This is a genomic window from Erythrobacter sp. Alg231-14, from assembly GCF_900149685.1.
In the GTDB taxonomy this organism is placed as follows: domain Bacteria; phylum Pseudomonadota; class Alphaproteobacteria; order Sphingomonadales; family Sphingomonadaceae; genus Erythrobacter.
The window spans coordinates 1,595,641-1,611,822 of record NZ_LT702999.1; the positions used below are offsets into that span (position 1 = coordinate 1,595,641).

The window sequence follows — 16,182 nt, forward strand, 5'->3', positions numbered from 1 at the left end:
CACAAACCGCGCCCCATTTTGTTCTATAGTCCGAGATTGGCAGAGCGTTGATCAATGTCTGATCGAAACGTCTCCAAAACCGCGTTTTGAACACGCGGCAGTTCCGCGTAGTCGCGGGTAAAGTCAAGAGCGTAACAGCCAATGTCCTGAGACAGGTCAGCCAATCGTGAAAAATGCCCTCGCAGCCGGCTCTTATCCTCGACATCAAGGATAAAGGAATGGGGCATCAACGCGCCCAATGCCTCCTGCAATGAGAGTTTTTTGATCGACAAGGAAGCCCGATGGTCCGTTCCCAGCACGTAAATTTGGCGGATCGGTGCCGGTTTATCGGCAAACGGGAACGTGGTCCCCGCTTCGACATCCTGTTTCAGATTGTCGTCTTGAATATCCGTGTCCTTGCCCAGAAGGAACCTAGCGCTGTCCGCAAAAAGTCGAAGCTTGGATCGTTTGGGTTGAAGCCAATATTCACCAGCCTCCAAACGCAAATCGATGACATCTTCGGTAAGAAACGGGCGTCCTTCGCGAGCGAAAGAGCCCGCCAACGTTGTTTTACCACCTCGCGAAAGCCCCAAAAAGGCAACCGCTCCGGCGTTCTCTTGTCCAGTCGCCCCACCCTCATTCTCAATCAGCACGGCACTACCATGCAGGAATAAGCCGCCCGAATGGTTTCCTAAAAGCGGCTGAATGGCGTTGTGAAACAGGTTGATTATCTGTGCTGCACCGCATTCTGGCGTTGGCCAGCCGATTACCCGATGTTGAGCACGCGATTGATCAACCTCACCACCGGCTTGCCCGACAAGTTCGATCAAGAAATCGGCCTGTCCAGGAAATCGCAGAAAATATCCGCAATCCCGCGCGTGGAACTCGGCCTGACAATACCCTTCGGGCGAGACCCACCGATCATAGGGTGTGGTTTCTAGTGGATCTTGCGATCGGGCAGGCTCTGGTTTCCAATCCATTGTGCTGTCGCCTCTAGCGCCAAGAAGAGATCATCGCCAACAGGCGTTTTCGGACGATCGCAGAACCAAGTTCGTTGTTGCCGCAGAGCGCCCCCAAAAATACCCTTGTAAAAACAGGTAAAAACTGGGGAGCAAAGAAGAGGTTAGTCCAATTTCTCGCTCCGTAACAAAACGGAATTGCGATTCGAAACACAATTCGAATGCTTGATTCGGGTTTGATTCGCCCGGTAGCGTTCGCGCCAAATTGAGGGGACCTAGAATAGATTCCGTCGATCATTTTCAACACGAGCATTGGGATTAGGAAAGCCAAAGCGTTTCCGCCAGTTCCATCGCGATCATCGCCGTAAATTTGTCGATTTGCACTCCCAGCTCAATCAATGTTGTCTGGGCAATGGATAGGGTGATGAACGCGATCAGCTTTATCAGGATCACGCTGGATTCACGGAAAAATTACCATATTCACAGTGACTTACGCCCGAAAAACAAAAGGCACCCCAAAATGGGGTGCCCAGTGTTTTTAGTCAGACGCACCTAGAAACAGGCGCGATCAAACCAATCAATTAGAAGCGCGAGTCAGCGACCGCACCATCACGGAAACGTGTGCCGCTGCCGCCTGTGAGATTACGAACAGAACCGAAAACCGTCAGTTTTGGAGCTTCGTATTTCGCTTTTTCAATAGTCTTAGTCATTAGTCAGTTCCTGTCCTGTTGCACCCCAGTGGCAGGGTTAATCTCAGTTACGCAGTTATCCTGATACAAAAATGCTGCGGATGCGTAAAGACCCCAAATTTCCCAAGCCCAATAATCTCCTTCGGGAGCGTTAAAATCCACCTCTAGAAGCGGCTTAATCGCCTCAAAATCGCAAATTTCGGCCAATTGTTCGCGCGCATTTGCCCGCACATATTCCGCGAATTGATGATCGATTTTGGTGTTAGTGAAGTTAGCCTTGGTTCGACGCTCCAATACAACTTCGGGCAAAATGCCGCGCATTGCCGTTCGGTGTAGCGCTTTTGCGACGGCGCCATTGCTCTTAATTATCGACGGCGTTTGAAGCGAGAATTCCATGAACGCACGGCTTAACATCGGGTGTCGCGCTTCAAATCCGATTGCGGATCGCTGCCGCCGCATCAATGAATGGGACAAGTCTGTAAACGGTGATGTCGCAATGTTGTGTTTGGACCAATGCACGGCACTCTCAGGCAGGTCCGCTTCATACACTTCTTCTGCATCTGCAATGGCACGGCGCAATTCAGGCGCAATCCAACTCATCGTCGGATCGGCGCGGCGCCGCCTCTTGCGCAGCTGTTTGCGAATACCACGCCGGATTGGGTCTGGAATGAATTCCGGTGCGGATTGGCGAAACGCCCCTTTGATCGCCGAAAGCCAGCCAAAATCTTGGCGATTGCGACCGAAGGCTCGAGCGTAGCCGGCGAAATCCCGTTCAGCGATAAACTCACGATAATACAGAGTGTTGCCCTGTAACCATTCATCGCCGCCCGTGCCGGAGATCATCACCCGCGACCCATCGGCCACGGCCTGCCTCTCCATACCCAACATCATTGCGCCATTGGATGCCACTGGGATGCCGCGATGCCACGCAGCGTCTTTCGTGTACCAATCGATATCGGGATCAAACAAGGGCACTTCGGTTAGCTCGCGGCCGAGATGATCGGCGACCGCGCGTGCATAGGGCAACTCAAACGCGTTGCCGCCTTCTTCCGCTGCAAGCGAATATCCCCTGAAGCCGGGCGCCTGCAATCGCCCATCTTTTTCCAGCCTGTCGGCTACACAGTATAGCGAGGACGAGTCCAACCCGCCGCTTACCGCAACGCCCACAGGTGCATCGCAACGCGACGACCGCCGAACGCAATCGAACAAAACTTGTCGGTAGTGCTCTGCGTATTCTTTTTCGGTCTTGTATCGAATCGAAATGTCGGTTGGCGGCACCCAATACTTGCTCAATGAGACGCGATCGCCATTGTACGAGAATGTGTGAGCCCGCGTCAGCCGTTTGACACCCACCCATGGAGTCGTGTCGCGCATGAACCATTTTTTGGTGATGACCTGCGCTAAATAATTGTGATCAGGCTCCAAGGGCGCGTCGCTCAATAAGCCGATGGTCCGCAGATCAGACGCCATGACCACACGCCCCTGCTCTTCCCTATAATAAAGCGGCAAGAACCCCATGTGATCGCGTGTGGCAAAAATCCGGTTCTTCCGGCCGTCCGCCACAATCAACGAATATTCGCCTAGAAACCGATCAGCGCATCGTTCATCCCATGCTTCATAAGCACGAAGCACGATCTCAACATCCGACCGTGTGCGCAGATGCACACCCTTGGCTTCTAAGTCCGTGGCTATCTCATCAGGATTGAGCAAATGGCCATCAAAAACGGCCGCCACCTTTCCGTCGTCGCTGATTGCGGGCTGGGCCAGCTCTTTAGATTCAGCGTTGGTGTGGAGCGTACAAGCCGCCAAACCCATCTTTCCGAACAACCAAGTGTCCGATTGATCATGCGGCACCTGCCCCAAAGATGAAGCCATCGCTTTCAGTTCATCAGCCCGAACCCCGTCGGTTGAGAATATCGCTCCGATTGCAGACACCTAGGTCAATCCAGTCCATCGTATGATTGCTTGCCGCATCAATGCAGCGCTTGGCACGGGCGCCGTGCCTGTGCCATGAGGGCGCCGGTCATAGGCACATCATGAATTTGGCGCAATCTCCTCACATCCCCGCGGAAGGGCAAAAACCAAAGCCAAAGGATATCCTTTGGCTGTTGCGTTATGGCGTGCGCGGCCTGTGGGAGCTTATTCGAGCGCGGGTCATTTTTGCGCGGCTCGAGGCGAAAGCGATCCCCGAACGCAACCGCGAATCTAAGAATCACGCTGCAGTGCAACCAAACTTGGGAGACGCGCAGCTTGATCGCATCATTTATGTTCTACCGCGTATTTCTGACCGGCTGCCATGGCGAAGCGATTGCCTGGTTCAAGCTGTTGCAGCGCAAAACTGGCTTTCGACTTTTGGCGCGGCGAGCGAAATCCAGATCGGCGTCGAACTGCCAAACGATTCAAAAAGCGGCGAATTTGGGGCCCATGCATGGCTGTTATATAAAGAGCGGGTCGTGACCGGCGGCGATATCGCGCAGTATCATCTGATTCTCTCTGATTCGCGACTGAAGCCAGATTCGAACGCCAAAGATGGCTCAGAATCGCGAAACTAACCCGGCTAATTTGTCGAAATGCGACAATTCTGGCCAAAATTAGGTTTCATTTACCCTTTTTTCGTAGCGACTGTTGTCAAGCTTGCTGCACTGCACTAGGGATTGTCCCGTAATAGATTTTAACAAAAGGCTAATTCGATGATCAAGACGATGTCTCGCATGATGGTGGCTACTGCTGCAGTCAGCATGGCCTTCGCGCCAATCGCTGCTCAAGCTAACACACGCGCAGCTGACAATGCTCCTCTCTACACAAGTGCTGAGCCCGGTGCGGCTGTTGCTGCTGAAGGCGAAGAGCTTCGCGGCGCTTCCGGCATCCTGATCACGCTTCTCGCGGCTGCTGCTGCGATTGCTGGCATCATTGCTGTTGCTGACAGCGAAGACGACGGTCAGTCACCAGGCACCTAACCTGTTACCTTCCAACCGACATGTTGTTGGTTCGATAAAGAATAAGCGCGCGGGTATCCCGGGCGCTTTTTCTTTGCCTGCTGCAAATGTGCTTGCGGCGTAATCACGCGATGGGAACTGCGCATGACTGCAAACGCGCCGAAATACCTCCACCCTCAACACACTGATACAAGCGCGCCCCTAGTTGGTGGGATGTTCCGAGGTGCGCAAAGCACCTTTTGGGCGATCCTTGCGGTGCTTGTCTTTGCCATCGCGTTTGGTGGCGGCGGGTCAAAATACGGCATCGCCAATCTGATCGTTCAGCTCGCAGCGCTCATCGCGTTATCATTCCATAGAAAAGCGTTTTGGCAGTTTTGGACGACGGCACCATGGGCATTGAGGTTGCTGATCGGGTTGTCGGTTCTCCTGCCGCTTCTGTTTGTGGTCCCTCTTCCTCCGAGTGTCTGGGCCGCCCTGCCCGGTCGCGAACTGATGGTTCAATCCTACGATTTGTTGGGCGGGCAAGAATGGGCCAGCGCCAGCGTCGATCCTTTCCGCACAATGCTGGCGGTAAGCGCGTTGATCGCGCCATTGGCACTTCTAACCATCGGCTGGAATGCGCCGAGAGACCGTCTAATATTGGTCGGTTGGGTTGCGGTTGGTTTGGGCCTCGCAAACTTCCTTATCGGCATTCCCCAAGTCCTCTCCAACAGTGAGACCGGCGTCTTTTATCCCGAAAATCCGATGCCGGGCGTGTTGTTCGGCAGTTTTGCGAATCGAAATTCAACAGGATTGTTCTTGGTCGGTGCGCTTGCACTCGCTGCACTGCTGCCCATGCCTCAACGATTGGCGCGCGCCGATTTGCCGATGCGGGTCGCTGTATGTTTATTCTTGGTCGTCGCGATCGTCCTAACCCGGTCACGCACTGCTCTCGTACTCGCTGTGATCCCAATGGGCCTTGTTGTGTTGCGCATGATCCTATTCCAACGGGCGGCAAGACGCGCCGGACATGTGCGAAGCAATCGGAGCACTTGGATAACGATCGCCCCTATAGCGGTGTTGATTGCCATTTTCGGAGCGGTCTTGATTGCGGCACCGGGCCGCATCGGGGACGTGGCAGAACGATTTGAACGGACTGAGGACGCCCGCAGCTACATTTGGGAAGACGCCGCATACTCCGCCGATCGCTATTGGCCGGTGGGATCGGGCATGGGCACGTTTGATGATGTTTTCCAAGTCGACGAATCGCTTGAGAATATGACTCTGCGCCGGGCCGGTCGGGCCCATAACGACTATTTGGAAGTTGCCATCGAAGCCGGCGTACCGGGCCTATTGCTTATTGCTGGATGGTTGGTCTTGCTCATTTCGTTGAGTTGGCGGGCGCGCAACTCGCATGATCGATGGATCGCGTGGAGCGGCGCAACCGTATTGTTTGCCATCGCGCTGCAATCTGTGACGGACTATCCGTTGCGCAATATGGCGATTTTGACATTCGCAAGCTTCGCCTTGCTTATCCTGGTGCGGTTTGGTGCACCCAATGGCCATGAGCGGCCACAGGAGGTTTTGCCATGATCAAAACTGTTGCTTGGTGGGCCGTCTTGATGGCCGTCGCCTTGGTGGTGGTTGGATTGCAAACCGATCGTCAAACGCGCCGCACACCCGCTGTGGCTGCTAGCGTGCCCGAAGCATTCCGATCCGCTGCGCAATTGCCAATCGCGGCATATGCCGTGGCAGGTGATGATCATGAAAGCGCGTTGGCCGAAGCCGAAAAACTGGTCCGTCGTCGTCCGCTTCCAGCCGAACATTTGCGAGTTTTGGCGCAGGCGCAGTTCTTAGCCGGCGACGTTGCAGGCAGCTCGCTGTCGATCCAATACGCTGCGCAACGTGGGTGGCGAGATCCTTTGGCACAGGAAACCATGTTGAGGTTGGCGCTCGAAGCCGGCAACACATCCGAAGCCGCACGTCGATACGCGGCCTTGTTCCTTCGGCGCGATACGCAGGATGCTTTGTTGGAGGAATTGGGTCCGCCCGTTTTGGCTGAAACTGGCGGCGCAGGTCGCCAAACCTTGATCGATATCGTTGGTGGTGGTGAGCGTTGGCACAATCAATTCTTAGGCCGCGGCGCACGGGTTATGCCCGCCGATGCCTTTGTTGAGATCGTCGGAGCTACCATCGAAAACGGCACTCGTTATGAATGCCGTATGTTGGAGCAGGCATTGCGCGGAGTAACGGCGCGAGACGAAGCGTCCGGCGTCGCCTTTAGCGCGATCATCGATGATCAATGCTGACAAGCCTACCGGCCAGTGAACGATGGCTTTCGTTTTTCTAGGATGGCGTTGACCGCCTCTTGATGGTCTTCCATCTGCTGCAGCACCCCTTGTGTGGTGGCCGCTTTTGCCAGACTGTCCTCGAGGCCCATACGCTGTGCGGCGAGCATGATCTCTTTGCCTTTGCGCAAAGCAAAGGGTGGGTTTGAAACCACTTTTGCGGCAAGCGCACGCGCCGCATCCATCAAATCGTCTGGCTCGACAACCTGACTAACCAATCCCCAATCCAATGCTTTTTCCGCATTGATCGCTTCGGATGTGTACAGCATTTCGGCGGCGCGAGCGTAGCCGACAATGCGTGGCAGGAACCACGCGCCACCATCACCCGGAATGATCCCGACTTTCAAAAAGCTCTCCGCAAATCGAGCCTTAGTTGATGCAATGCGCATGTCGCACATTGTCGCCAGATCGTTGCCTGCACCAATCGCTGGGCCGTTGACCGCTGCGATAACCGGAACGGTCAATTGCTCCATCAACAAAGGAATGCGTTGAATACCCGTTTTGTACCACGCCTCGATATCCAGCGGGCTCATCGCCTTCTCTGCCGTCATCGCGCCAATGTCGCGCAAATTTCCGCCCGATGAAAACGCTTTGCCCGCGCCAGTCAAAATCACACAGCTTACCGATTTGTCAGCCTCAGCCATGGCCATCGCATCCAAAAGCGCCGCGATCACTTCGTCAGAGAGTGAATTGCGCGTATCATCTCGGTTGAGCGTAACCGTGGCGACCGCGTCGTCGCGCGAATAAAGAACCGGGTCGGACATATTTCTCTCCTAAAGGGTTTGGCTAATACGTGGCCAGAGGCTGGGATTGGCGTCGGCAAAAACGGCGTTACCAAGACGCGTCGCCCATTCCACATCCGCCCCAAATTCGTCCTGCCACTGCCACAATCTTCGTGTGTATCGGCCCAATGCGTATTCACGAGTAAAGCCCATAGCGCCATGGGCTTGGTGCGCCGCAGCCGCAATTTTCGATGCGGCTTCTCCGCAGCGCACCTTAGCGATCGCGATTTCGTCAAGGATTGCTGGCCCGAATTCAGCATCACCAGTGATCGCATCCCGCGCCATTTCAACCGCTGCAATTGACGCCGCAGTTTCGCACGCAATGTCGGATAGGTGGTGTTGGATCGCCTGAAACTTTGAAAGGGGTCGTCCAAACTGTTCGCGTTCTTGCGTGTAGGACAACGTCATAGTGAGCACCGACTCCATCGCGCCTGCTATTTGGGCCGCACGAGAGAAAGCGCCAATAGCTTGGTACACGTCTGGTGTTAGCCAATTCGGCGCGACCGCATCTGCCAACACTTCGCCCGGTTCGCCAACAAGATAGGCTGCCCTATCTTCCGCATTATCGAGGGGGGCAATCGTGGCTTGAGACAGTCTTCTCAACATTAGTCGCCCATCGCGCATTTGCAGCACAGCATCCGATTGACCGCCATGGGCCAAAGGCGCGTCAATGTTGAGCGGATCCTCAAGCGCAATTCGCACCGTTGGCGCCTCAACATCGGTTGCCGATAGAATCCCGTTTGCCAAAATGGTGTCCACCAATGGCAGCGCGCAAGCATGGCGCGCCGTCAATTGCGCAAGAGCGCCCGCATCGGCGAAGGAACCGCCAAATCCGCCATGCGCTTCGGCGGCGCAGAGTTTCGCAAATCCCGCTTCGGTCAACGTCGTCCACAAGGCATCCGCCTCTGCGCCAACGCCGCGTGCGCGATCAATCGATTCCAGCGGCGCATCGATCAATATCCGCTCAAGTCCATCGGCAATCATCGTCAGGTCATCAGGTCCCATCACCGCATCCCCATTTCACGTGCGATAATCCCGCGCAACACCTCGGTCGTGCCGCCTCGCAATGTGTTGGAGGGCAAATGCAGCACCGCCTCTCGCAACAGGTGGTCTAGGCCATCGGGCCATTCATGCCGCGGTATCCCGGCCAACATGGCACGCAGTCGAGCGACAATTTCGTTTTCGAAACGATTGCCCATTTCCTTGACAACAGAGGCAGCCGTTGCCGGGCTTTCGCCGTCCTCCAACATCTGCGCAATTCCCAAAGACATGCGCCGCAACACGCGCAGATTTGCGAGGATTGATCCAATCGCGCTGGCCCGCCGATCGCCGGCGTGATTGGCCAAGACCGGCAATGCCCGTTCTAGCGCGATCAAGGATGTTAGGAACCGTTCGGGACCTGACCGTTCCAATGTCAATTCACCCATACATTGGGCCCAGCCATTGCCTTCCGTCCCAAGCAACGCATCCGCAGGCAAATCGACATCTTCAAACAGGGTTTCGTTGAAATGAGGCGTACCACCAAGGTCCTCAATTCCCGAAATATTGATGCCGGGTAGCGATAGATCGACCAAAAATTGCGAAAGACCCACTTGCCTGTTGCGCCCTTCGGCTGGCGATGTCCGCGCAAGGACGATCATGTAATGCGAATAATGCGCGCCCGTTGACCAGATTTTTCGCCCTGAAAGACGCCAGCCTGTTTCGGTGCGATGCGCGGCGGTTTGAATCGCAGCAAGGTCCGACCCGGCCTGAGGTTCGCTCATCCCGATTGCCGTAAAACATTTGCCCGCCGCAATGCGGGGCAGGATCTCGTCCTTTTGCTGCTGCGTCCCATAGCGCAGGATATGGCTCCCAGTTTGTCGGTCGGCGATCCAATGGGCCGCGACGGGCGCGCCCGCTGCCAACATTTCTTCAGTCACCACGAACCGATGGGAAACCGGGCGATCGTGACCGCCATATTGGGCGGGCCACGTCATCCCAAGCCAGCCATGTTCGCCCATTTTTCGGCTGAATTCGGGATCAGCAGCAGAAACCCAACTGTCGGCCGCCGGGGTGAAACCGCCATTCTCAAGCTCAGCCTTGAGGAAATTGCGAACATTTTTGCGCAACGAAACGGCGGCTGGATCGAATTCAAGGCGGGGGAATTTGAACATCTAGTCAGGCAACACTCTTTACAACAAAACGCCGACAGCTTCTCGCCCGAAACAGCGCCAATATCCAGCCACATAAATACCAGTGAGTCGGATTGGTGCTACCGTGATCCTCAGGCGACTTTAACGCCGCATCGGAGGCCAATTGTGTGACGGCAATGATGCCATGACCCCAGCCGGATCACTGGACGATCTGCATGCAATCTCGTTCAGTCAGACAATTCATACGCTCTTGTTGGACGGATGGGTGCGGACTATCCTTTTCGGATGGATATCCTTGATGACATTCTGAACACGCTGGACCTGAATGGCGCGCTTTATTTTCGCACCGATTTCTCGCCGCCCTGGTCCGTCACCGTGCCCGTATTGGAGGGGGCCGCACGCTTCCATCTGGTCGTACAAGGGCAATGCACGCTCACATTGCCGAGGGACCGCGTTCGCATCCTCAATCCCGGCGATCTCGTGCTCATCCCACGGGGACAAACCCATATTCTGTCCGACGCGCCAGTAGACGAGGCACCCCCGTTGGAAACGGTGCTGGAACAAGTTCAATATGACGGCAATGGCGTCCTGACCGTTGGCGACGGCGATCCCAATGCCAGCACACAATTGGTCTGTGGTCACTTCACATTCCGGCAAAAGGCCGACCACGCAATGCTTAGGGCGATGCCCGACCATCTCATTGTTTCCGCCGCCACGCGCGCGCAAAATTCTTGGCTTGATGACATTCTGCGATTGATCAGCCGCCACATGCTGTCCGATCGAGCAGGGCTTGACGCTTCGGTCAAACGCTTGTCCGAAGTGATGTTCATTGAATTGATGCGCCTCAGCATTGAAAGCAACGAACACAGTCAGATCCAGCCGGCGTTGAAAGGGTTTCGTGACCCCCAAATTGGTCAAGCCCTGGCCATCATCCACAAGGATTTGCAAAACCCATGGACCGTCGGGAGCCTCGCCAGAGAAGTCGGCATGTCACGCAGCAGTTTTGCTGACCGGTTCGCCGATCTTATGGGACAAGGGCCGATGTCGTATCTCACCGATTGGCGACTTCAAAAAGCGCTGGCCCTTTTGGAAACAAACAGCGTCAACGTGCAGCAGATTGCATCGCAAACCGGGTACCAATCACCCGCAGCCTTTACGCGCGCCTTTGCCTCAAAATTCGGTGAAACCCCTACACAATACCGCCAAAGTCGCAGCTAAATTTGCAGATCGTCCAGTTGAGTTTGCATTAAGTCGCAATTGATTGCGCTAGTATTGCCCGATCGTCCGCTCGGCGTATCTACCGCTCCATCGTCAATCACACGAAGGAGCCAACATGGCACGCATAGCCCCTCTCACTATCGAAACAGCCGAATCCAAGGCTGCCGAACTTCTTGGTAACGTAAAAGCAAGCCTTGGCATGGTGCCCAACATCTTTGGGACCATGGCCAATTCATCCGCGCTGTTGGAAGGGTATCTTGGCCTTTCCGGTGCGCTGGGTTCGGCCAGCCTTTCGGCTCAACTCAATGAACAGATCGCTCTCACAGTCGCCGGCGCGAACACATGCGATTATTGCGCATCCGCGCACACAACACTCGGCAAGATGGCGGGTGTTTCGGATGAAGAGATGGCCCGCAACTTGGGCGGATTGTCGGAAGATCCGCGCACGCAACATGCCTTAAACTTCGCCCGTGAGATCGTGGCTGAAAGAGGCCGCGTCAACGGCGCGACTTTAGACAATCTGCGTGAGGCAGGTTTCGCCGATCAACAGATTCTCGAGATCTTTGGTCAGGTCATGGCGAACATTTTCACGAACTATTTCAATCATCTGGCCGACACCGAGATTGATTTCCCTGTCGTCAATGCTCCCACCGCTACTGCGGCGTGAATTCCCCCACCCCCCCAAATTTGAAGACCTGAAAACTTGAAAGGAAATACAATGTTGAAAGAAATCTCTATTGCCGCTGCGGTCGCGTTGACCGCTCTTTCCGGGACCGTCGCAATCGCGGCGGATGAATACAACGTATCGTCGGGCATGACCGCTGCGAGCGCGCCGTTGGCCCTGCATGGCGTTGACACGGTTGCATTCATCAACACCGGAAACCGCATCCAAGGCGCAGCGAAATACACGGCCGTTCACGATGGTGTGGCGTACTATTTCTCAACACAGGCCAACCTCGACACGTTCAACAACGCGCCGGAAAGCTTCATTCCGCAAAATGGCGGTTTCTGTACGTTTGGCGTTTCGGTTGGAAAGAAATTCGACGGCGATCCGCGCTGGGCCGATGTCCGCGACGGCAAGCTTTACGTCTTCCTTAGCGAGGAAATCTTCAACGCATATTTGCGCGATCCCGAAGGCACGATCGCCAAGGCGGAAACCAATTGGCAGCAAATCCGCACAACCGCGGCGCGCGACCTTTGATGAAGGCATCCGGGTTGCGCCTTTGCGCAGCCCGGATCGCTCTTGCGATTGGAGAACATCATGAACGTGATCGATCATATTAGTGTCGGCGTTCCATCAGTGGATCAGGCCAGAAAGTTCTATGACGGTTTGCTCGATCTCTTGGGGCTAACCCTCATTGCAAGTTCCCCACGATTTGCGGCCTATGGATTGGACACGATCCAATTCCTTGTGATGTCGCCAGAGGATGGGGAGGCGTACTCGCCGGGCAATGGTGTGCACGTTTGTTTTGTTGCCCCCAACGTCAAAGCGGTGGGCGCCTTTCATAGGTTCGCTCTCGAACATGGTGGGGAATGCGCCGGCTCGCCGGGCCCCCGCGCCGCCTACCCAAACCTTGAAACATACACGTGCTTCGTCCGGGACCCCTTCGGGAACAAGCTCGAAGCTATTCACAACGGCTTTTCGTCCTGAGGAGGATCAACAATGGAAACAGCTTATTACTATCTCGCCCTAAGCGGTCTGCTGACCGTCTTGCTTTGGACCCCATACATCACGGCGCGGATGTTCATTTGGGGCATTCCCAGTTTTCTGCACAATTACCCAGAAGGTTTTCCCGCGCGTGAACCAGAAACGCCGCTTTGGGTGGAACGCTCAAAACGGGCGCATCTCAATATGATCGAGACGATGCCAGCCTTTATCGCGGTTGTCGTTGCGGCGGGCCTATTGGGCGATGGCGCCAACGCCCAAACGGTTGGCACTTGGGCGCAAGTGTTCTTCTTTGCGCGCGTTCTGCACGCAATTGTCTACACGCTGGGTATCCCAGGACTTCGGACGCCGGTCTATCTTGTATCTTGGGCATCGATCTTAGTGATTGGCGCGCAAGTGGTGCTGTAAATCGAGAACACTCGATATCAGCAGGCGAGGTTGGTGGTGAGCCCCATGCTCCCCCAATCCCAGAGAGGCCCCTACCGACCTCGCCAATACCGTTCGGTTTGAATTCTACGGACCGTCAGGTGACCCGCTCCGGCAGCCTTACGCGGTCAAACCACTATCATTGAACAGGTGCGAAATAAGGTTGTAGCGGACACCAGCCGTGGTCTCCTGAACCTCGTGCAAAAGAGACGATGAAAACACCATCGCCGACCCGGCTGGGACCCGATACCCCTTGGGGCTGAATTCGTTGAACGCGATTTCGCCGCCTTCGTAATCGTCATTCAGGCTCATCGACAAGGCGAAACGTCGGTGCGCACCGGGCGGTTCAGTGTTGTCCCGGTGCCCCATCTCAATCCCTTCACGCTGCCCAACATAGCGTGCGATGTGAAGGTTTTCCCGTCGCGTCACATCATAGGCGAACGCTTTCTTTATCATCGGCGTAATCCGGCCGAAAATCCGTTCATCCAAGAATGCCAAAGTGTTTCGGTCTTTGATGATCAAGTCGACCCGGTCTTGACGATGGTGTTCATAGACAGGGATTTTGTAATTGCCCGCGACCTCTCCGGGCGATGGTTGTCTGACGAGGAAAGGCGTGTCTGTTTCTACGGATTCGACAAGCTTTCCGCATTCTTCGGGCGACAAAACGTTCGGTACGACCAAAATCGGCGCATGGGGCGGGCTCCAACGCAATTCTTCGGCGGCCTGCGTGTTTTCCAGTAAATCCATAACAGTCTTCAGCGTAACGCTTGCGTCCTCTTTTAGATCGAACCATGTGCGGATCTGGCGGTATGGTGTGACCAAGACCACGCGGGCGGCCCGATCGCTGCCTTTGTGCAGTCCGTATGAAGCAAAAATTGCGCCCGAAGGATCACAGGCGATCGGCCATGGGAAACCAGCAGCGCGTTTCAATTTCTTGTTGGCCTTGGCGTCGCTGGACGCGCTGATGGCGATTACCGTCGCATTCGCATCGTCGAATTGACCATCAAATTGCGCGAGCGATCGCAGCAAAGGTATCGTCTGTTCGTCCTGCGGATCGCTTAAGAACACCAAAAGCAAATAGTGACCAGACAGATGATCGTCAGCCAGATTGATCCGGCGACCATCTTCGTCGCGCGACTCAAACGGCGTGACCAAGGCACCGGGCCAAAGGGATTGCACATAGGGCCGAATAGACGGCGATGCGATCTGGTATGTCGGTCGGGTATCGGCCATCGGTGCAAATGCTCATTCGGTCAAAGCGTGACGCTATCCTGTTCCCTTTGAAACCAAAAGGGGAATGTGCGCAGTGCTCATGTTCCCAAAGAAATCGGATAACGGTCTTCTGTCACGCCCCTTTAACGAGGAGCCGAGGTCAGAGATAGCCGTAAGGTCGGACAATCAAGCGGTTGAGATCATACCACCATCGAGCACAATGGTTTGGCCGGTCATCCAAGAAGATGCCTGTGAGCAAAGGTAGATTGCAGTTCCGGCAATGTCCTCTGGCTTACCCATTCTACGACGCGGAATCTGTGCAATCGCGTGTTTTGTCATCCCATCATTGTCAACGATCTGCTTCGTCATATCGCTTGGGAATAGGCCAGGAGCGATTGCGTTCACATTGATCCCGCTCGCTGCCATATCTGTTGCCAAATGTTCGGTCAGATTGATTACGCCAGATTTGCTTGCCGTGTAGGCGTAGGTCGGCATGCCAGAGTTTCGGACTCCGTTGATCGATGCGATGTTGATCACACGTGCGGGATCCTCGGAATTCCCTGCAGCCTTCAACAGCGGGAGGAATTTTTGCGTGGCGAAGAAGATGGATTTGATGTTGATGTCCATCACCTTGTCCCAGCCTTTTTCCGGAAAGTTCTCGAGCGGAGCCGCCCAGTTCGCCCCTGCATTGTTGATCAAGATATCGATCTTGTTCTCACGCTTGGTGATTTCTTCGACAAGCGCTTCGATCCCTTCGACCCGGGACATGTCCCCTTGAACGGCGATGCATTCGCCCAGTTCCGACAAGTCTTTGGCCATCGCCTCGAGCCGTTCGGCCTTGCGTGCGGTGATGTAAACTTTCGCCCCGTTCTCTAACAGGCCGCGCGCCATCATTGCGCCAATGCCGCTCGAACCGCCGGAGACGACCGCGACTTTGCCGGCCACATCAAAAAGGGACTTCATACTCATTGCGCACTCCAAGCGATTTAACTGACCATTCTTTTGAGAGCGCCCGCATGTCGATCGACAAAATGGTGCTTCAAAGCGCCGAGAATATGAGCGCCCAGAACGATGTAAAGCAAATAGGGGAACAAGTATTTGTGAAATGTGCCCCAGACTATGTAGGCGTCACTCTTTCCCCAAAACGGTTCGAATTCCAAGCCAAAGAAGTATGTCGGGAAACCGTGATAGCTGGTCATCATGTATCCCGTCAGCGGCATCGCCAACAACATACCGTAAAGCGCGATGTGCACGCGATGGGCCCATCTGCGCTCCACAGGTTTCAAGGACGAATCGAGGTCTGGACGCTTTGATCGCTGGTTCCAAACCAACCGCACAATCAAGAGGATGAAAACCAACACTCCGATCGATTTGTGAATCACATAATATTGGTTTCGGAACCACGCATCCTCTGGGATCATCGATGCGAACATGCCGATCGGGAACAGCGAAATGAACAACATTGCGGTGGTCCAATGGAGCAATCGCGAGACTCGCCCATACCGTTCGGCTTCATTCGCGGCCGATAGTTCCAGCTGTTCAGTGTTGCCGAACTGTTTGAGGGCCGCCCATGACAACATCACCCCGGCCAACAGCGCCATCCCCGCCTGACCCCACATCAAAACCGGCTTTGCCGAATCCATGGGGGTTTGGTTGGGCTTGGGGTTTTCCAAGACCCCGGTCCCCAATATGTTGGCAAACCAAACCACAACCGCGAAACACCCCAAGGCCGCCAGCAAAGTGCCAAAAGCACGAACTTTGGGCGCGCGGGTGTTCATCAGCCATGCCGTCAGCACAGAGATGGCGACGATCGCGATCGCGATCCAGCTGTCGTAATTGGATTCTGGCATTGTCGT

The 16,182-nt window shown here is 55.1% G+C and carries 19 protein-coding genes; 9 read left to right on the forward strand and 10 right to left on the reverse strand.

The features are described 5' to 3' along the window. Positions 1-23: 23 nt before the first annotated feature. From BQ8290_RS07540 to BQ8290_RS07555, 4 genes are all read right to left on the reverse strand, one after another. A complete protein-coding gene (locus BQ8290_RS07540; RefSeq protein ID WP_108788969.1) occupies positions 24-959 on the reverse strand; it encodes a hypothetical protein in 936 nt (311 codons plus the stop codon). Positions 960-1,256: 297 nt separating this feature from the next. Then, a complete protein-coding gene (locus tag BQ8290_RS15150; RefSeq protein WP_337661201.1) occupies positions 1,257-1,391 on the reverse strand; it encodes a hypothetical protein in 135 nt (44 codons plus the stop codon). A gap of 128 nt (positions 1,392-1,519) precedes the next feature. Continuing rightward, positions 1,520-1,648, reverse strand: a complete 129-nt coding sequence (locus tag BQ8290_RS07550) for a lasso RiPP family leader peptide-containing protein (protein WP_108788973.1) — start codon at positions 1,646-1,648, stop codon at positions 1,520-1,522. Between the two features lie 3 nt (positions 1,649-1,651). Beyond that, positions 1,652-3,562, reverse strand: coding sequence for an asparagine synthase-related protein (locus BQ8290_RS07555; RefSeq protein ID WP_108788975.1), 1,911 nt, complete (start codon positions 3,560-3,562; stop codon positions 1,652-1,654). 101 nt (positions 3,563-3,663) lie between these two features. On the opposite strand from BQ8290_RS07555, the gene BQ8290_RS07560 reads away from it, so the two are divergent. The 4 genes from BQ8290_RS07560 to BQ8290_RS07575 all read left to right on the forward strand — a co-directional run bounded on the left by BQ8290_RS07560 (position 3,664) and on the right by BQ8290_RS07575 (position 6,851). Continuing rightward, on the forward strand, positions 3,664-4,179 hold the full coding sequence (locus tag BQ8290_RS07560; RefSeq protein ID WP_337661202.1) for a lasso peptide biosynthesis B2 protein: 516 nt from the start codon (positions 3,664-3,666) through the stop codon (positions 4,177-4,179). Positions 4,180-4,317: 138 nt separating this feature from the next. Continuing rightward, positions 4,318-4,584: a hypothetical protein gene (locus tag BQ8290_RS07565; protein ID WP_108788979.1), complete on the forward strand. Its 267-nt coding sequence runs from the start codon at positions 4,318-4,320 to the stop codon at positions 4,582-4,584. Positions 4,585-4,707: 123 nt separating this feature from the next. Next, complete coding sequence (locus tag BQ8290_RS07570; RefSeq protein WP_108788981.1) at positions 4,708-6,135, forward strand: O-antigen ligase family protein; 1,428 nt, start codon at positions 4,708-4,710, stop codon at positions 6,133-6,135. Next, on the forward strand, positions 6,132-6,851 hold the full coding sequence (locus BQ8290_RS07575; RefSeq protein ID WP_108788983.1) for a hypothetical protein: 720 nt from the start codon (positions 6,132-6,134) through the stop codon (positions 6,849-6,851). Before BQ8290_RS07570 ends, BQ8290_RS07575 begins: the two co-directional genes overlap by 4 nt. 5 nt (positions 6,852-6,856) lie before the next feature. Here the strand turns inward: BQ8290_RS07575 and BQ8290_RS07580 are convergent, their stop codons facing one another. From BQ8290_RS07580 to BQ8290_RS07590, 3 genes are read right to left on the reverse strand one after another with little or no spacing between them, the layout of a single operon-like run. After that, the gene (locus BQ8290_RS07580) at positions 6,857-7,654 is read right to left on the reverse strand and encodes an enoyl-CoA hydratase-related protein (protein WP_108788985.1); all 798 of its coding nucleotides are present in this window, start codon (positions 7,652-7,654) and stop codon (positions 6,857-6,859) included. Between the two features lie 9 nt (positions 7,655-7,663). Then, positions 7,664-8,677, reverse strand: coding sequence for an acyl-CoA dehydrogenase family protein (locus BQ8290_RS07585; RefSeq protein WP_108788987.1), 1,014 nt, complete (start codon positions 8,675-8,677; stop codon positions 7,664-7,666). Next, positions 8,677-9,825 carry an acyl-CoA dehydrogenase family protein gene (locus BQ8290_RS07590; RefSeq protein WP_108788989.1) on the reverse strand — a complete coding sequence of 383 codons (1,149 nt, stop codon included), beginning with the start codon at positions 9,823-9,825 and terminating at the stop codon, positions 8,677-8,679. The genes BQ8290_RS07585 and BQ8290_RS07590 overlap by 1 nt, the downstream gene beginning before the upstream one ends. A 264-nt stretch (positions 9,826-10,089) precedes the next feature. Between BQ8290_RS07590 and BQ8290_RS07595 the strand changes: the two genes are divergently transcribed. From BQ8290_RS07595 to BQ8290_RS07615, 5 genes are all read left to right on the forward strand, one after another. Next, on the forward strand, positions 10,090-11,022 hold the full coding sequence (locus tag BQ8290_RS07595; RefSeq protein ID WP_108792112.1) for a cupin domain-containing protein: 933 nt from the start codon (positions 10,090-10,092) through the stop codon (positions 11,020-11,022). Positions 11,023-11,137: 115 nt separating this feature from the next. Beyond that, entirely contained in the window at positions 11,138-11,689 is a 552-nt protein-coding gene (locus BQ8290_RS07600; RefSeq protein ID WP_108788991.1) for a carboxymuconolactone decarboxylase family protein, read from the forward strand. A 51-nt stretch (positions 11,690-11,740) separates the two neighbouring features. After that, the gene (locus tag BQ8290_RS07605; protein ID WP_108788993.1) at positions 11,741-12,223 is read left to right on the forward strand and encodes a YHS domain-containing (seleno)protein; all 483 of its coding nucleotides are present in this window, start codon (positions 11,741-11,743) and stop codon (positions 12,221-12,223) included. A gap of 60 nt (positions 12,224-12,283) precedes the next feature. Further along, positions 12,284-12,673: a VOC family protein gene (locus tag BQ8290_RS07610; protein WP_108788995.1), complete on the forward strand. Its 390-nt coding sequence runs from the start codon at positions 12,284-12,286 to the stop codon at positions 12,671-12,673. A 12-nt stretch (positions 12,674-12,685) separates the two neighbouring features. After that, complete coding sequence (locus BQ8290_RS07615) at positions 12,686-13,096, forward strand: MAPEG family protein (protein WP_108788997.1); 411 nt, start codon at positions 12,686-12,688, stop codon at positions 13,094-13,096. A gap of 138 nt (positions 13,097-13,234) precedes the next feature. Here the strand turns inward: BQ8290_RS07615 and BQ8290_RS07620 are convergent, their stop codons facing one another. From BQ8290_RS07620 to BQ8290_RS07630, 3 genes are all read right to left on the reverse strand, one after another. Beyond that, positions 13,235-14,347: a redoxin domain-containing protein gene (locus tag BQ8290_RS07620; protein ID WP_108788999.1), complete on the reverse strand. Its 1,113-nt coding sequence runs from the start codon at positions 14,345-14,347 to the stop codon at positions 13,235-13,237. A 165-nt stretch (positions 14,348-14,512) separates the two neighbouring features. Further along, positions 14,513-15,295, reverse strand: coding sequence for a glucose 1-dehydrogenase (locus BQ8290_RS07625; protein WP_337661203.1), 783 nt, complete (start codon positions 15,293-15,295; stop codon positions 14,513-14,515). 17 nt (positions 15,296-15,312) lie between these two features. Beyond that, entirely contained in the window at positions 15,313-16,176 is an 864-nt protein-coding gene (locus BQ8290_RS07630) for a cytochrome b/b6 domain-containing protein (RefSeq protein ID WP_108789003.1), read from the reverse strand. Positions 16,177-16,182 lie beyond the last annotated feature (6 nt).

What these genes read in the sequence shown, in the direction of transcription:
- BQ8290_RS07540 (WP_108788969.1), bottom strand. Translation starts at nt 959, where the DNA reads ATGGATTGGAAACCAGAGCCTGCCCGATCGCAAGATCCACTAGAAACC.
- BQ8290_RS07550 (WP_108788973.1), bottom strand. Translation starts at nt 1,648, where the DNA reads ATGACTAAGACTATTGAAAAAGCGAAATACGAAGCTCCAAAACTGACG.
- BQ8290_RS07560 (WP_337661202.1), top strand. Translation starts at nt 3,664, where the DNA reads ATGAATTTGGCGCAATCTCCTCACATCCCCGCGGAAGGGCAAAAACCA.
- BQ8290_RS07565 (WP_108788979.1), top strand. Translation starts at nt 4,318, where the DNA reads ATGATCAAGACGATGTCTCGCATGATGGTGGCTACTGCTGCAGTCAGC.
- BQ8290_RS07570 (WP_108788981.1), top strand. Translation starts at nt 4,708, where the DNA reads ATGACTGCAAACGCGCCGAAATACCTCCACCCTCAACACACTGATACA.
- BQ8290_RS07575 (WP_108788983.1), top strand. Translation starts at nt 6,132, where the DNA reads ATGATCAAAACTGTTGCTTGGTGGGCCGTCTTGATGGCCGTCGCCTTG.
- BQ8290_RS07580 (WP_108788985.1), bottom strand. Translation starts at nt 7,654, where the DNA reads ATGTCCGACCCGGTTCTTTATTCGCGCGACGACGCGGTCGCCACGGTT.
- BQ8290_RS07585 (WP_108788987.1), bottom strand. Translation starts at nt 8,677, where the DNA reads ATGGGACCTGATGACCTGACGATGATTGCCGATGGACTTGAGCGGATA.
- BQ8290_RS07590 (WP_108788989.1), bottom strand. Translation starts at nt 9,825, where the DNA reads ATGTTCAAATTCCCCCGCCTTGAATTCGATCCAGCCGCCGTTTCGTTG.
- BQ8290_RS07595 (WP_108792112.1), top strand. Translation starts at nt 10,090, where the DNA reads ATGGATATCCTTGATGACATTCTGAACACGCTGGACCTGAATGGCGCG.
- BQ8290_RS07600 (WP_108788991.1), top strand. Translation starts at nt 11,138, where the DNA reads ATGGCACGCATAGCCCCTCTCACTATCGAAACAGCCGAATCCAAGGCT.
- BQ8290_RS07605 (WP_108788993.1), top strand. Translation starts at nt 11,741, where the DNA reads ATGTTGAAAGAAATCTCTATTGCCGCTGCGGTCGCGTTGACCGCTCTT.
- BQ8290_RS07610 (WP_108788995.1), top strand. Translation starts at nt 12,284, where the DNA reads ATGAACGTGATCGATCATATTAGTGTCGGCGTTCCATCAGTGGATCAG.
- BQ8290_RS07615 (WP_108788997.1), top strand. Translation starts at nt 12,686, where the DNA reads ATGGAAACAGCTTATTACTATCTCGCCCTAAGCGGTCTGCTGACCGTC.
- BQ8290_RS07620 (WP_108788999.1), bottom strand. Translation starts at nt 14,347, where the DNA reads ATGGCCGATACCCGACCGACATACCAGATCGCATCGCCGTCTATTCGG.
- BQ8290_RS07625 (WP_337661203.1), bottom strand. Translation starts at nt 15,295, where the DNA reads ATGAGTATGAAGTCCCTTTTTGATGTGGCCGGCAAAGTCGCGGTCGTC.
- BQ8290_RS07630 (WP_108789003.1), bottom strand. Translation starts at nt 16,176, where the DNA reads ATGCCAGAATCCAATTACGACAGCTGGATCGCGATCGCGATCGTCGCC.